This window comes from Serratia sp. K1WW1 (assembly GCF_055790865.1).
Map to the genome: position 1 here is coordinate 953,365 of NZ_CM147697.1, position 15,209 is coordinate 968,573.

At 55.2% G+C, this 15,209-nt stretch carries 13 protein-coding genes; 7 read left to right on the forward strand and 6 right to left on the reverse strand.

What is annotated here, in order from left to right; genetic code table 11:
• Nucleotides 1–21: 21 nt before the first annotated feature.
• From rsmE to ACX9GU_RS04285, 3 genes are all read right to left on the reverse strand, one after another.
• Entirely contained in the window at nt 22–753 is a 732-nt protein-coding gene (gene rsmE / locus ACX9GU_RS04275; protein ID WP_071682020.1) for a 16S rRNA (uracil(1498)-N(3))-methyltransferase, read from the reverse strand.
• A gap of 68 nt (nt 754–821) precedes the next feature.
• Nucleotides 822–1,520, reverse strand: a complete 699-nt coding sequence (gene endA, locus ACX9GU_RS04280; protein ID WP_473193946.1) for a deoxyribonuclease I — start codon at nt 1,518–1,520, stop codon at nt 822–824.
• Nucleotides 1,521–1,634: 114 nt separating this feature from the next.
• Nucleotides 1,635–2,135, reverse strand: a complete 501-nt coding sequence (locus tag ACX9GU_RS04285) for a SprT family zinc-dependent metalloprotease (RefSeq protein WP_473193947.1) — start codon at nt 2,133–2,135, stop codon at nt 1,635–1,637.
• Nucleotides 2,136–2,283: 148 nt separating this feature from the next.
• Here ACX9GU_RS04285 and ACX9GU_RS04290 point away from each other — a divergent pair, with 148 nt between their 5' ends.
• Complete coding sequence (locus ACX9GU_RS04290) at nt 2,284–4,245, forward strand: peptidase U32 family protein (RefSeq protein ID WP_473193948.1); 1,962 nt, start codon at nt 2,284–2,286, stop codon at nt 4,243–4,245.
• A 354-nt stretch (nt 4,246–4,599) separates the two neighbouring features.
• On the forward strand, nt 4,600–6,246 hold the full coding sequence (gene fumA, locus ACX9GU_RS04295; protein WP_473193949.1) for a class I fumarate hydratase FumA: 1,647 nt from the start codon (nt 4,600–4,602) through the stop codon (nt 6,244–6,246).
• A 40-nt stretch (nt 6,247–6,286) separates the two neighbouring features.
• Here fumA and ACX9GU_RS04300 read toward each other — a convergent pair whose 3' ends face one another.
• Nucleotides 6,287–6,628 (reverse strand): winged helix-turn-helix transcriptional regulator, encoded by a 342-nt coding sequence (locus ACX9GU_RS04300; protein WP_473193950.1) that lies wholly within the window; start codon nt 6,626–6,628, stop codon nt 6,287–6,289.
• A 141-nt stretch (nt 6,629–6,769) separates the two neighbouring features.
• Here ACX9GU_RS04300 and gstA point away from each other — a divergent pair, with 141 nt between their 5' ends.
• The gene (gene gstA, locus ACX9GU_RS04305; RefSeq protein WP_473195108.1) at nt 6,770–7,369 is read left to right on the forward strand and encodes a glutathione transferase GstA; all 600 of its coding nucleotides are present in this window, start codon (nt 6,770–6,772) and stop codon (nt 7,367–7,369) included.
• A 280-nt stretch (nt 7,370–7,649) separates the two neighbouring features.
• Nucleotides 7,650–8,555, forward strand: coding sequence for a helix-turn-helix domain-containing protein (locus ACX9GU_RS04310; RefSeq protein WP_473193951.1), 906 nt, complete (start codon nt 7,650–7,652; stop codon nt 8,553–8,555).
• A gap of 231 nt (nt 8,556–8,786) precedes the next feature.
• Here the strand turns inward: ACX9GU_RS04310 and ACX9GU_RS04315 are convergent, their stop codons facing one another.
• Nucleotides 8,787–9,782: an XdhC family protein gene (locus ACX9GU_RS04315; RefSeq protein ID WP_473193952.1), complete on the reverse strand. Its 996-nt coding sequence runs from the start codon at nt 9,780–9,782 to the stop codon at nt 8,787–8,789.
• Nucleotides 9,782–10,363, reverse strand: a complete 582-nt coding sequence (locus ACX9GU_RS04320) for a nucleotidyltransferase family protein (protein ID WP_473193953.1) — start codon at nt 10,361–10,363, stop codon at nt 9,782–9,784. The genes ACX9GU_RS04315 and ACX9GU_RS04320 overlap by 1 nt, the downstream gene beginning before the upstream one ends.
• 255 nt (nt 10,364–10,618) lie before the next feature.
• Between ACX9GU_RS04320 and ACX9GU_RS04325 the strand changes: the two genes are divergently transcribed.
• Genes ACX9GU_RS04325 through ACX9GU_RS04335 form a run of 3 tightly spaced genes read left to right on the forward strand, consistent with a single transcriptional unit; the run spans nt 10,619 to nt 15,197 of the window.
• Nucleotides 10,619–13,408 (forward strand): xanthine dehydrogenase family protein molybdopterin-binding subunit, encoded by a 2,790-nt coding sequence (locus ACX9GU_RS04325; RefSeq protein WP_473193954.1) that lies wholly within the window; start codon nt 10,619–10,621, stop codon nt 13,406–13,408.
• Entirely contained in the window at nt 13,405–13,956 is a 552-nt protein-coding gene (locus ACX9GU_RS04330; protein WP_260513559.1) for a (2Fe-2S)-binding protein, read from the forward strand. The genes ACX9GU_RS04325 and ACX9GU_RS04330 overlap by 4 nt, the downstream gene beginning before the upstream one ends.
• Nucleotides 13,956–15,197 carry a c-type cytochrome gene (locus tag ACX9GU_RS04335; protein WP_473193955.1) on the forward strand — a complete coding sequence of 414 codons (1,242 nt, stop codon included), beginning with the start codon at nt 13,956–13,958 and terminating at the stop codon, nt 15,195–15,197. The genes ACX9GU_RS04330 and ACX9GU_RS04335 overlap by 1 nt, the downstream gene beginning before the upstream one ends.
• Nucleotides 15,198–15,209: the final 12 nt, after the last annotated feature.

A 15,209-nucleotide genomic window follows, 5' to 3' on the forward strand; every position in this document is an offset into this window, starting at 1 on the left:
ACGAACCTGTGAGACAGGCCCTTAGCCCAGGTCGCCGAAACGAACCTGCAAAGCGGTAATTGCGGTGAGCGCGGTAGTTTCTGTACGCAAAACGCGTGGCCCCAGCAGGATATCAGTAAATCCATAGTCTGTGGTCATGGCAATTTCTTCGGCGGATAATCCGCCTTCCGGCCCAATGAGCAGACGTACGCTCACTACCGGCAACGGCAGGGTATTGATACTTTGGCTGGCGCGTGGATGCAGGTTCAGCTTGAGGCTATCGTCCTGCTCGGCGCACCAGTGCTCCAGAGACATCGCTGGGCGGATTTCCGGAATGCGGTTGCGGCCACATTGCTCGCAGGCCGCGATGGCGATTTTTTGCCACTGCTGGAGCTTTTTCTCCAGGCGTTCACCGTCGAGTTTAACGCCACAGCGCTCGGAAAATAGCGGAGTGATCACGTTCACCCCCAACTCAATGGATTTCTGGATGGTGAATTCCATCTTTTCGCCACGGGAGATCACCTGACCAAGATGTAAGTTGAGCGGTGATTCGCGATCTTCCAGTTGCCCGGCGTTGATCTGAACCAGCACGTTCTTTTTATCCACCCGGGTGATTTCTGCCTCAAACACCTGGTTGCTGCCATCGAACAGTTGCAGTGCCTGCCCGGCGCTCATCCGCAGCACACGGCCGACATGATTGGCGGCATCCTCGCTCAATGCTATTTCTGCACTGGCGCTCAAGGGCTCTGGATGGTAAATGCGGGGTTTACGCATAATGATTGTCAGATCCTGGCTCAATGATACGGCGCTGCCGGAGGGCAGCGCGAAAGCACTATAGTAGGTCAGCCTTTTTGCTGCTGACAAGCCTGTTGAATATAAGGGTTGTGATTCCCTTGTACCATGGCGATGCGTGCTTCACGTCGACATTCCCAGGTGCTGACCGGATACAGGCGGTTCCAGGCTTCAAACAGCTGGGTTTGCTGGCGTGAAAGCGGCAACTGGTAGCGATCGCGCATGTAGAAGTAGGTGCGGGCGATGGCGCCTCGCGCACGTGCCGGTGGTTCGGCCTGCTTGTTCTTGAAGTCCACCTTCATCTGGCATTGTCCGTATTGTCCTTCGCCGCCCCGCCACTGGCTGTACATAAAGTTATTGCGGTCACCGTTCACTTCACCGATGGCGGGTTGCAGGTTGTGCAAGTCGATCTCTATCTGGCGATAAACCGGATCCTTGTTGCAGTTTTTACGCCCACCCTGTTGCCAGCACTGCAACTGGTGGCCGAACTGCCAGGCCGGAACCACATGTTCCCACTCGATACGCCCGGCGCGTTGGGCATTTTTACGCACCTGATAGCCGCAGCTAGCGAGATCGGGAATGCCTTTCTTACCTTGCCAGTCGATCTTGCAGCCACAATAAAAGCTGCCTGGGGCGTCCTGGTTGATTTTGGCGGCGGCAGTCTTGGCCTGGGTAAAGTTATTAATCCCCTTGGCTAGCGTGCCGCTGGAGGCCGTCAATACGACTAAAAATAAAATTTTGCGATGCATATTCCAAAACAGCTCAAAATTGGAAAGGCAGGCAGGGTAACGGAAGTCACCGACAGGTGCAAATAGAGATAATGGATTGTTTTAACTTATAAATATGATTATTAACGGCTTTGATTAACCGGAAAATGTCAGCTTTTCACCGCACTGACGGCAGCGGTATTCGCTCTCGCCGCGCATCACCCGATTATGGCGGCGCAGGGTCAGCTGATGTTGCTGGCAATCGCAGCGGTAAGGGAAGGTTTTGCTCTGTACCGAGCGGGTCTCAAACTGGTGGGTACGGCTGGCGGGAACCTGTAATACGCTTTCCATCATCCAGCGCCATTCCCGGCCATGCGGCGGCACGCGGCCAAACTGGCGGTAGACCAGCAGATGAGCCAACTCATGGGGGACCACTTCGTCGATAAACGGCTGCTGGTTTTCCATCAGCAGCACCGGGTTGAGGCGGATTTCCCAGGCTTGCAGCCAGGCGGTGCCCGCGCTGGTGCCGCGTTGCTGATACAGGATCTTGGGCTCTGGGAACTCGACGGCAAAATGCTGCCGCGCCAGCTGCAATTTGTCTCGCAGGCAGCGCATTACCGCCTGTTGCAGCGCAATGGGGATTCTTACTCTATTCATATGGCGCTAGCTTAAGCAATGGCGCGGCGGCTGGCAACGGGGCAGTAGGTAAAAGTATATGGGCTGTTAACCGTTACGCAAGGCTTGTATGTACGATGTTTGTGTCTACAATAGCCGCGTTTTCACCCTTACCCTAACGGCGATACTCATGCTTTTATCTAACCAGATTGAATTACTCAGTCCCGCCCGCGATGCAGGTATCGCCCGTGAGGCTATTTTGCACGGGGCCGATGCGGTCTATATCGGTGGCCCAGGCTTCGGCGCCCGTCATAATGCTGGCAACAGCTTGAGCGATATCGCCGGGCTGGTTGAATTTGCCCGCCGTTACCGGGCCAAAGTGTTCATCGCCCTCAATACTATTTTGCATGACGACGAGCTGGAGCCGGCACGCCGCCTGATCCATGAACTGTATGACGCCGGAGTTGATGCGCTTATCGTGCAAGATATGGGGATCCTGGAGCTGGATATTCCGCCATTTGAGCTGCATGCCAGCACCCAGACCGACATCCGTAGCGTAGAGAAGGCTCGTTTCCTGTCCGATGCCGGTTTCTCCCAGTTGGTATTGGCGCGTGAGCTGAATCTCAGTCAGATAAAAGCTATCAGTGACAACGTCGACGCTGCCGTCGAATTTTTCATCCATGGCGCGTTGTGCGTGGCCTTCTCCGGCCAGTGTTACATTTCCCATGCCCAGACCGGACGCAGTGCCAACCGTGGCGATTGTTCGCAAGCATGCCGGCTTCCCTACACCCTGAAAGATGATCAGGGGCGAGTAGTCGCGTATGAAAAGCATCTGCTGTCGATGAAAGATAACGATCAAAGCCGCAACCTGACGGCGCTGATCGACGCCGGTGTTCGCTCCTTCAAGATTGAAGGGCGTTATAAGGACATGAGCTATGTGAAAAACATCACCGCGTACTATCGTCAGCATCTGGATGCCATTCTCAACGAGCGTTCCGATCTGACGCCGGCATCGTCAGGCCGCACGGAACACTTCTTTATTCCGTCGCCGGATAAAACCTTCCACCGTGGCAGTACCGATTACTTCGTTAACCAACGCCAGGTGGATATTGGCGCCTTCGATTCACCCAAGTTCATCGGCCTGCCTGTAGGAGAAGTGCTAAAGGTGGGTAAAGATCATCTGGACGTAGAAGTCAAAGAATCGCTGACCAATGGCGATGGACTTAACGTGCTGATCAAGCGCGATATCGTTGGCTTCCGCGCCAATAAGGCAGAGAAAATTGCCGAAGGGCGCTACCGGGTTTGGCCTAACGAAATGCCGGCAGATCTGCATAAGCTGCGTCCACAGCATCCGCTTAATCGCAACCTCGATCACAACTGGCAACAGGCGTTGCTAAAAACCTCGGCGGAACGCCGCATCGCCGTCGATATTCTGCTGACACAAAGCAGCGACGGAGTGACGCTGACCCTGATCAGCGAAGAGGGCATCAGCGTCAGCCATACGCTGCAGGGCGAATTCGGTGCCGCCAACCAGCCGGAAAAGGCGCTTGTCACACTGCGTGACGGATTGAGCAAACTTGGGCAAACCCTTTATTACCCGCGTGACGTTCATCTTGATCTGCCGGTAGCTTGCTTCATGCCCAACAGCCAGATCAATCAACTGCGCCGCGATGCGGTGGAAGCACTGGACGCCGCCCGCCTGGCGCTAAACGAACGCGGTGGCCGCAAACCGGTTTCCGTGCCGCCGCCGGTTTATCCGGAAACGCACCTGACGTTTCTTGCCAATGTTTATAACCAGAAGGCGCGTGAGTTTTACCAGCGTTATGGTGTCACGTTGATTGATGCCGCCTACGAGGCGCATCAAGAAAAAGGGGATGTGCCGGTGATGATCACTAAGCACTGCCTGCGCTTCGCCTTCAACCTCTGCCCTAAACAGGCCAAGGGTGTACAGGGTGTGAAGGGGAGGGCATCGCCGATGCAGTTGGTGCATCAGGGTGAGTCGTTGACGTTGAAGTTTGACTGCAAGCCGTGTGAGATGCATGTGATTGGGAAGATCAAGAATCATATTTTGCGGATGCCGGTGCCGGGGAGTGTGGCAGGGGGGATCTCGGTGGAGGAGCTAATGGCGACGTTACCGGGGAAGAAAAAATAGCCTAGGTGATGAATGAAAACGGCTTGGTGTGGAAACGGGGCCGTAAGGATATCGTTGCAACGCTATTTTCCTACAATGATAAGCCGATCGACTGACATTGATTGTAATCATTGTGTTAACTGCGGGATAATAATCCGTGCATGATGAGTCTGTACCCGCAGTTCTCACCGGATGAGGTCAGAAAAACAACGCCCGCGTTAAGTCCCTACGTTAATAGAGGTTATTTTGCGATTTGGCGCAATAACTGACTACCTAAAAATACGTAAGGTGTGGGGAGTTTTTTTGACGCAGCGCGCCCCGAGCACGCTGGGTAAGTGTGAATTTAACGCAGCTGATGTTGCAAGTGAGAGAACAATGTCGAATAAACCGTTCCATTATCAAGATCCGTTCCCGCTGAAGAAAGACGATACCGAATACTATCTGCTAAGCCGTGACCACGTTTCCGTCGGCGAATTTGCCGGTCAGGAAGTCCTCAAGGTTGACCCGCAAGCCCTGACCCTGCTCGCCCAGCACGCTTTCCACGACGCCTCGTTCATGTTGCGCCCTGCGCATCAGCAGCAGGTGGCGGATATCCTCAATGACCCCGATGCCAGTGAAAACGACAAGTACGTTGCGCTGCAATTTTTGCGTAACTCAGAAATCGCCGCCAAGGGTATTTTGCCAACCTGCCAGGATACCGGCACGGCGATCATCATGGGTAAAAAGGGCCAGCGCGTCTGGACCGGTGGCGGGGACGAAGAAGCCCTGTCGCGCGGGGTATACAACACCTTTATCGAAGATAACCTGCGCTATTCGCAAAACGCCGCGCTGGATATGTACCGGGAGGTCAATACCGGCAGCAACCTGCCCGCGCAGATCGATCTCTACAGCGTGGATGGTGACGAGTATAAGTTCCTGTGCATCGCCAAGGGCGGTGGTTCGGCCAACAAAACCTACCTGTATCAGGAAACCAAAGCGCTGCTGTCCCCAGGTAAGCTGAAAGACTATCTGGTCGACAAGATGCGTACTCTGGGTACCGCGGCCTGCCCACCGTACCACGTGGCCTTTGTGATTGGCGGTACTTCGGCGGAAGCCACGCTGAAGACCGTGAAGCTGGCTTCAACCAAATATTATGATGCGCTGCCAACCGAAGGCAACGAACACGGCCAGGCGTTCCGCGATGTGGCGCTGGAAGAGGAACTGCTGAAAGAAGCCCAGAATTTGGGCCTGGGTGCACAGTTTGGCGGCAAATACTTTGCCCACGACGTGCGCGTAGTGCGTTTGCCACGCCACGGCGCTTCTTGCCCGGTGGGGATGGGGGTTTCCTGCTCCGCCGATCGTAATATCAAAGGCAAGATCAACCGCGAGGGGATCTGGCTGGAGAAACTGGAGCATAACCCAGGTAAATTTATTCCGCAGGAACTGCGCCGCGCGGGTGAAGGCGAAGCGATCAAGGTGGACCTGAACCGCCCGATGGCCGATATCCTCAAGCAACTGTCACAGTATCCGGTGTCTACCCGCCTTTCCCTGAGCGGCACCATCATCGTTGGGCGTGATATTGCCCACGCCAAGCTGAAAGAGCGCCTGGATCGTGGCGAAGGTTTACCGCAGTACGTGAAAGATCACCCGATCTATTACGCGGGCCCGGCCAAAACGCCAGAGGGCTATGCTTCTGGTTCTCTGGGGCCAACCACGGCAGGGCGCATGGACTCCTATGTCGATCTGCTGCAGTCACACGGCGGCAGCATGATCATGTTGGCCAAAGGTAACCGTAGCCAGCAGGTGACGGATGCCTGCCACAAGCACGGCGGATTCTACCTTGGCAGCATTGGTGGCCCGGCGGCGGTGCTGGCACAGCAGAGCATCAAGAGCCTGGAGTGCGTGGAATATCCTGAACTGGGTATGGAAGCGATCTGGAAAATCGAAGTGGAAGATTTCCCGGCCTTTATTCTGGTGGATGACAAAGGTAATGATTTCTTCCAGAAGATCCAGGGATCTCAATGTACGCGCTGTGTGAAGTAATCTGATTGATAGCCGCCCCCAGTGGGCGGCATTTTATCCGCTAACCAAACTTTATCTTGTCTCCCACCTTGGCAATAACCGCAATGGCAGGCAGCAGTTCGGCACCCAGAGCCGTGAGGCTGTATTCTACGGAAGGCGGAGATGTTGGCATTGCCTGACGGTTGGCTATCCCTTTCCCTTCGAGATCTCGTAACCTGGTTGTCAGGACTTTCGCGGAAATGGCGGGAATATCGACACGAATTTCACTGAATCGGCGTGGTGCCGCACTCAAACACCAGATGATTTCCGGCGTCCAGGCTCCCGCCAGTAAGGCCAGACATTTACTGAGTGGGCAAATATTACCAGGAGTGGGTGAGCGATTTTTCCTGCGCTTCAGTGCCAAAGTTATTCTCTCTTCATCGAGGGGATAGGGTTACCAAATGGTTACCACATAATCTGAACCATGGGAAGTGAGTGGTTTCTTTTTGAAACCTGGCATGGCATCGTCTCCCTCGACGATCCATCGCTTCCATAAGGATTCATGATGAAACTGTATTACGCCACCGGTACCTGTTCCCTTTCCCCCCACATCATCTTGCGCGAACTGAACATGAAGTTCGACCTGGAGCGAGTTGATCTGGTGACCAAACGAACCGAGCATGGGGAGGACTTTCTGGCGATCAACCCTAAAGGGTATGTTGCTGCGCTGAAACTGAAAAACGGAGAGCTATTGACTGAAGGGGCGGCAATTGCACTGTACCTTGGTGAGGGCACAGAGCTTGTTCCGTCGTCAGGCACGATGGAACGAGCCCGTTTAAACGAATTGCTGTTTTATATCGCGTCTGAGGTGCATCAGGCCTTTGGGCCGTTATTCCATCCAGAGAATCCGGAACAGGATGCCAAGGCGAGGGCCAAGTTATTTACACGGCTTGATTTTGTCGAGTCACTGTTTATCGATGGCAGACACTACCTGCTTGGTGACAAGATTTCAGTGGCAGATTTCTACCTGTTTGTGGTGGTTCGGTGGAGCACGCATCTGAATATTGACCTGCAGCGCTGGCCCCAACTGGACTATTTCATCCAACGTATTGCCGAACGCCCATCAGTTAAGGCGGCCCTGGCTACGGAAGCGGAGCACAGCTAAGCAGAAGCCTCAGGCCCTGTTCCAATAAGTTGCGTGCTGAGTCCATACGGGCCATGGAAACACTTCAGGCAGCACCGGGGAAAAGGTGTTAAACAGCGTATTGATTGTTCTACGTTGGTCTATATTTACAAATCTCCCGGAAAAATTTACAAAGTGCTGGTTATTATGGTTTAGGCTGCCAAACCAAAGCAGTTATTAGCACATCTGCCGTAAACCCTCGCCCTATTTTACGGCGAGGAGCAGTCACATTGATAAGATAAATGTACAGGAAAAATGGGTTATGCCAGCAAAAGTAATGGTGACGCAGGAAACACATATCAAAGAATTACTGGTCTGGATAGAAAACAACCTACGCAATCCACTATCACTGGATATTGTTTGCGAAAAATCCGGCTACTCCAAATGGTATCTGCAGCGCATGTTCCGCCAACAGACCAACCTGCCACTTGCTGCTTATATCCGCGCCCGTCGCCTCTATCTGGCGGCCTTCTCATTACGCTTTACGCAGAAAAGCATTCTGGATATTTCGTTGGAGTATCAGTTCGATTCCCAACAGACATTCTCACGCTGTTTCAAAAAACATTTTTCCCAAACGCCCAGCAGCTATCGCAAGGCGCGGAATTGTGATTTCAGCCATCTGGTGCAATCGCTGTCGCTGAATCAACCTAGCGATATCTCTATTGATTATGTTGAGGTTAAACCAGACTGCTACTCGCTGGTCGGTCAGTATTATTCTTATCACATCGATATTGAACAGTTGGGCGAATCCCACGCGGCAATTCGTGATGGAATAAAGGATCGTTTTTGTGATGAGTTTAAATTAAATCCAGACAAACTTTATGCGCTAACCAATTTTACGCCCGATGGTGAGCGGGTGAAGGTCGACTATTTTGTTGCGGTTGATAAAGCGATCGCCCAAGGTAAATCGTTGCGGGAGCTACCGGAAATCAGCGGTGGTTTTTGCCGCTTTCGCTATGCTGGCAAGCCGGTGGCCCTTAACGAGCATATCGCCAGCGTTTATACCAAACTTCTGCCGCAGTATAACCTGGTACGCCGGGAAGGGTACGATATCGCGCAGCATAGCTACTCGCTCGATAGCGACGAAGAGCTGTACCTGGAATATGAGTATCTAATCCCGATAGTGCCAGATAAAGCCTTCGCAGAGAAAACTTGCCCCTCACCCTAACCCTCTCCCACAGGGAGAGGGGACCGATCGAGTGTGTTTGAAATTGTTGTGATTTACCTCGGATGAGGGAGTGATCGAGGCTGTTGAGATTACCTGAACGCTTCCAAAAGAGCAGGGGCTATCAGCTCCCTCTCCCAGTTGAGATTACCTGAACGCTTCCAAAAGAGCAGGGGCTATCAGCTCTCTCTCCCAGTTGAGATTATCTGAACGCTTCCAAAAGAGCAGGGGCTATCAGCTCCCTCTCCCTGTGGGAGAGGGTTGGGGTGAGGGGTGATTCTTCTGCTGCACGATATCGGCCATCACGGCCAGCGCGATCTCCGCCGGGGTTTTACTGCCGAGCGGCAGGCCGATCGGCGCATGGATACGGCCGAGTTCCTGCGGGCTGAATTCGGCGATCTGTTGCAGCCGCTGGCGGCGGCGATCGCTGTTGCGTTGGGAACCCATCGCGCCGATGTAAAACGCCGGGGTGTAGATCGCCTCCATCAGGGTTAAATCATCCATACGCGGATCGTGGGTCAGCGCCACAATCGCGGTGTTGGCGTGGCAACCGCCTGCCTCAATGAATTTGGCCGGGAACTGGCGCAGCAAGGTGATATGCGGTTTGAGCTGCGTGGCGAAGTTTTCCAACGCTTCCGGGCGGTTTTCGCATACCAACACTTCAAAGCCGAGTGCGCTGGCAAAGTCGGCGCAATACAGCGCCACGCTGGAAAGCCCGGCAATCAGCAACCGAGGAGCGGCGGCGATGTGCAACTGGATCTCCTGTTGGTTGCGCACGACCTGGGTTGCGCTGGCAAAGCTGGTGGTTTCCAGTGCGCTACAGGCATTGGGCAAGGTCAAGTGCTTGACCAAGGCATGATGGCCGGCTAACGCCTCGGCGATATTGCGCAAGTAGCTAATGCTGGCAGGGCCTGCGGGCAGATGCTCGATCAATACGTCCAGCACGCCACCACAGGGCAGCGCCACGCTTGGGGTTAGCCCGCCAGCGCCGTAGCGGATCACCTGGCTGGCGGCTTGATATTCCCCCTCCGCCAGACGGCGCAAAAAGTCCTCTTCCACGCAGCCACCGGATAACGATCCACAATAGTGTCCGTCGCGGGTAGCCACCATCAACGCGCCAGGAGAGCGTGGTGATGAGCCATAAGTGTTCAATACGGTACACAGCCATACCGGCTGCTGTTCCAGCCAGTTGATGGCTTGGCTGACTACGGTGATATCAAGATGCTGCATTAATTAACGGACTCGTTGGCCACTAGCTGAGAAGGGAGATCGATATCTTGCACGATGCTCGGTTTATCGAGATGGAGCAGGTAGACCTGCCCGTGACTGCGTAGCAGCTCTCGCGCGCCATTATCGCCACGCAGCGTACATAGTTGTTTGCGCAAAATGGCGGTGAAGCCCACCGGGTGGCCGGGTTGTTGCTGGAAACTGGGGCGTACGATGCTGTGCTGGCTCAGGGCTGCGGCCACCTGTACAAAGATCTGCGATGAAACAAAAGGCATATCCGCCAAATGGATCAGCCAGCCGTCCCAGTCTGCCGTTGCGGCTACTCCGGCAGCAATTGACTCACCCAGCCCACCGCTGGCCAGTAAGGTGCAGGGAACCTGATGCGCGGCACAAGCCTGTTGCACCGGCAGGTTTTCTGGCCGGGTGACGACCTGCACCGGTAAGCCGGAGGCCAGCGCCTGTTGCAGCGTATGTTCGAACACCGTCTTACCCTGCAATAGGGCATTAAGCTTGTTGCCACTGCCACCGGCCTGAATGAAACGTTCACCCCGCCCGGCGGCGGTAATCACGATACCTGTCGTCATCTCTTTTGCCCGCGTTTGCGCAATTCAGCCACACTATAGAGGCATTATATGTTTCCAAGTGTTTCATTTTATGAAAACAAAATGTTAATACTCACATAATTTTGGTTATAAGCTTATGATTATAACGTCTTCGGCAAGGTTACCAGCGGTTGCGCAACAAAACCGATAAAAAAAACGACTTACCCCAGCCTTATGGTTACGGCGCTAATGCCGCATCTGGATGCCAGGGGTAGATAAGAACGTAAAGGATATTTTATGAGCAATTTCAACCCGTCACGACGCCGTTTTATCAAGGGTGCCGTGATAGCGGGGGTGTCCGTCTACCTCGCGCCTCTTTACAGCCGCGCCTATGCCGCGCTGTTTGAGCAGAAGATCCTGCAATCGCCCAATTGGGATGCGCAGACCAAACGCATTCGCTACCGTATCGATGGCCGCTCCAAGGTCATGGGGCAGAAAGTGTTTGCCCGCGATATTCGTGCCGTTGATATGCCACACTGGCCGCAGCAGCAGGCCCATGCCTTTATTCTGCGCGCAACCAAAGCCGATCGTCTGTTTACCGGCATCGATCTCTCCTTGCTGGGGGACGATCTGCAACCGGATCGGATAGTGACGGCAGAAGATCTTGAGCGAGACGGTTTGGCCTTCCCGGCGTTTTATGGCGATGACATGCTGCTGCCCACAGGGAAAACCCCAGCCTATCTCGGCCATGCGGTGGCAATCCTGATTTATCATGATTTTGCTCGTTTCCGCTTTGCCAAAGACAAGCTGAAATTCCACGACGAAGTGATCCAGTATGGTACTGAAACCGGCCCGTTACAGCGCGATCCTTGGGGCAGCTTCCGCTATGTGCGCGTCGGTGGCGAACAGCCATTCGATGACGATCGCTTCTCCAGCCTGAAAGATACCCCGATCTTCCCGCTGTCGATGCGCAGACATCTGCCGGTGTGGCCGGAAGGGCGTGAGGGCGGCAAGCTGGATCAGGAAGGCATGTATTACGCCGGGATGATTGCCGACCAACTGCAAACCCCACCGCAGGACTGGTTGGTAATGTCACGCCGCTATACCACGCAATCCGTTGATACTTCGGCCCTGGAGCCAGACAACGCCAATGGCTGGTTTGATACTGCCAGCCAGACCTTGCATATGGTGATCCCGACCCAGTCCCCGCAGGAGGTGGCGGACGAAATGCCACGTATGTTGGCCAAACGTCATCAGCCGGTCAAACAGCTGATCCTGCACCCTTGTTACACCGTGGGCTACGGCTCGAAAGATCACTATAACTTCCCGTATTACGGTGCGGTTGCCGCGCTGTACGGTGACGGGCTGCCGGTGCGGCTGGCTAATGACCGCTATGAGCAGTTCCAGACCTCGATCAAGCGCCATGCCTTCGATATGGATTACCGCATTGCGGTAGACAAGCAGACCGGCATATTGCAGGCCTTCCAAGGGGCGATGACCGCCGACGGTGGTGGGCGCTGTAACTTCACACCTTCGGTGGTGATGGTTGGGGCTACGGCGGCACAGTCGATTTACTACTTCCCGAAAAGCGATCTTTCCTCGGTCGGGCTGGCCTCTCGTGCCATCGATGCGGGTTCCGCACGCGGCTACGGCACGTTGCAAAGCATGGCTGCCACCGAAATGATGATGGACGAATTGGCACAGGAACTGAAGCTCGACCCGATCGAGTTTCGTTTGCGCAACGTGCTTAAATCCGGCATGAAAAATACCCAGGGGGCGATCCCGGCAGGGGCTATTCGCGCCGATGAAGTGCTGGTAAAAGCCTCACAGCATGAGATGTGGCGCAAACGCGCCGAACGCAAGGCCGAGTTTGAGAGCCAATATCCTGGCAAACGTTATGGCGTGGGTTTTGGCTGCGTGCAGAAAGACTTTGGCACCGGGGCCGAAACCTCCTTTGCTCGCGTGGAGTTCAGCGAGGACGGGCGTATCTCGCTGTATCACAGCGGGGCCGAAATGGGCACTGGTATGTCAACGTCGCAGTCGGTGCTATGTGCACAATGGCTGGGTAAACCGGCGGATGAGGCTCATTTCTCGGTGACCGAATGGGCGCTGTTGCCGATGGTGACCAGCGGCGATCCCTACACGATGTCGCAGGATGAGCAGGACAAGCTGCAAACCAATCCGAACTGGACGCCAAGCTACTGCTCACCTTCCAGCGCCAGCAACTCCGCTTACTATTTCTCGCACAGTACGCGTGAAGCGGCCCGGTTGGTGTTTGAACAGGGGCTGTGGCCTGCCGCGCTGTCTATCTGGCAGTCTGGCATTGGTGGCGGCCAGGCGGCACCGCTGGTGGTGCGTAAAGAAGATGCTCGCTGGGTCGAAGGTGGCCTGACGGCGGCCGGTATGCAGATATTGCCGTTTGAGTTGTTGGCGAAGAAAGCCTATCAGATGGGCAACCTGACTGGCGCAGTGGTGCACGTCTTCAACCGCTGGCAGTGGGCGGAAGCGGACTTCAAGCTGAATAATCACAGCGAGCGCCTGCCTGTCGACGGTTTGTCGGTACGCATTGGCAACGGCGAATTCAGCACTCTGGCTCGTGAGCAGGTTTATTACCCGCCAACCCAACGTAATAACGCAGCTGTGACCTATTACAGCGCCGTGGGTACGCTGGTAGAAGTGGCGGTAGATATCGCTACCGGCAAGGTTGAACTGCTAAATCATCATTCGATTATGGAGTGTGGCAACCTGATCGTACCTGAGCTGGTTTCCGGCCAGCTACAGGGCGGTTTGGCGATGGGGATCGGCCATGCGCTGCATGAATATTTACCGCTGTACGAAGATGGGCCGGGTAACGGCACCTGGAACTTTAACCGTTACCATTTGCCGCGCGCCAGCGATGTGGCGGTCTGGAAACAGACCGGTGACATCCTGCCTGCGCTGTCGGAAACCGATCCGCCGAAAGGAATGGCGGAAGTCGTCATGATCCCAGTGGTCGCCGCATTGGTTAACGCCATTGCCCACGCCACGGGCCATCGTTTCCGTGATTTGCCTGTCCGTGCCGAAAATATTCTTGAGGTGTTACCATGAGCATTAAAACCCAACCTATTACCCTGACCGTTAACGGCAAACAATATGGCCCCGTCGAGGTACCGGAAGGGCTGATGATGATCGATTTTCTGCATGAATATCTCGATCTGACCGGCTCACGCCTAGGCTGCGGCCAGGGTATCTGCCACGCCTGCGTGGCGATCCTTGACCATCCAAGCGGTACCAGCGAAGAAATCCGTACCTGTATCACCGGCGCTCACTTTTTCAATGGCAAGCAGGTACGCACCATCGAAGGCGTTGCACAGGTGGATAATCAGGGCGAAGTGGTTGAGCTCTCGCCGATCCAGCAGTCGTTCCTCGATCACTACAGCTTCCAGTGTGGCTATTGCACGCCGGGCTTTGTCAATGCGGCCACCATCTTTGTCGAGAAGCTCAAGCGTGAGCCAATTCCACGCGATCAGTTGGAAGGCGCGATTGAGCAGGCGTTGGAAAACCATATCTGCCGTTGCACCGGCTATGTCCGTTATTACGAGGCGGTGCGTGACGTGGTGTTGAAAACCCCTGGCCTGCTGAAGGAGACGGCGTAATGAAAAAACGTCTCGCATTGTTGATTGTGCTGATTGCGGCGATTGTCATCGCCGTGCTTTGGTGGCGAGAAAACCGCAGCTACGACGGCCCAGTCCAGCAGGTTACCGCCAGCAGCGAACAGATTGCCCGTGGGCGTTATCTGACGCAGGCTGCCGACTGTGCTGCCTGCCATACCGCCGCTGGTGGGGCACCGCTGGCGGGAGGCTATCCGCTGGATACTCCATTCGGCACTATTTATGGCAGTAACCTGACGCCTTCTGCCGATCAGGGGATTGGCCGCTGGACCAAGGATGATTTCTTCCTGGCGTTGACGCAGGGGGTGGCTCCGGGTGGCCGCCATCTGTACCCGGCGATGCCTTATACCTCCTACAAAGGCATTTCGCGCGAAGATGCGGATGCTATTTATGCCTATCTGATGTCGCGCCCGGCGGTGGACGTAGCCATTCCAGCCAACGATATGCCGTTCCCGTTCAACCAGAGGATGGCGCTGATCGGTTGGAATTTGCTGTTCCGCAACAGCGATCCGTTACCGGCCAGCTCGCAGGGGAGCTCCGCCGAATGGCAGCGTGGGCGTTACCTGTCTGACGTGCTTGGTCACTGTGGCGAATGTCATACGCCACGGGGCATGCTGGGGCAAATGGAAGTGAACAAGCCGATGCAGGGTGGCGATCTGGGGCGCTTTATCGCGCCGGATATTACGCCACAGGCTTTGGCACAGCGCGGCTGGACGCCAGAGGATCTTAGCCGTTTCCTCAGCACCGGGTTAGCGCCGCAGGGCTCGGCGTTTAGCGAAATGCACATGGTGGTCGATCTCAGCACTCGCCATTTGACGCCGGAAGATCATCGGGCGCTGGTGACCTACCTGATGGGCGACAAGCCACCGCAGCCGGTGGCCGCTAAAATCGGGCAGGGCAGCAATGCCGGGCGTATCACCTATCTCGATCAGTGTTCCGCCTGCCATGAGCGTGATGGTGCAGGCATACCGCATGTTGCGGTAGCGATGCGAGATAACGCCACGCTGCGCCAACCAGATGGCAAGAACCTGATCGTGTCGGTGCTGGACGGGCTACCAGCGCAGCAGTTCCCCGGTAACGAAAGTATGCAGAGCATGCCGGGCTTTGCCGATCGTCTGGACGATGCGCAAATTGCCGAGCTGGTGAATTACCTGCGTGTCACCTGGGGCGGGCTGCCGGCGGATATCACCGCCGAGCAGGTGAAGGCACTGCGCAAAGCCCACTAACCCCGCCAACTG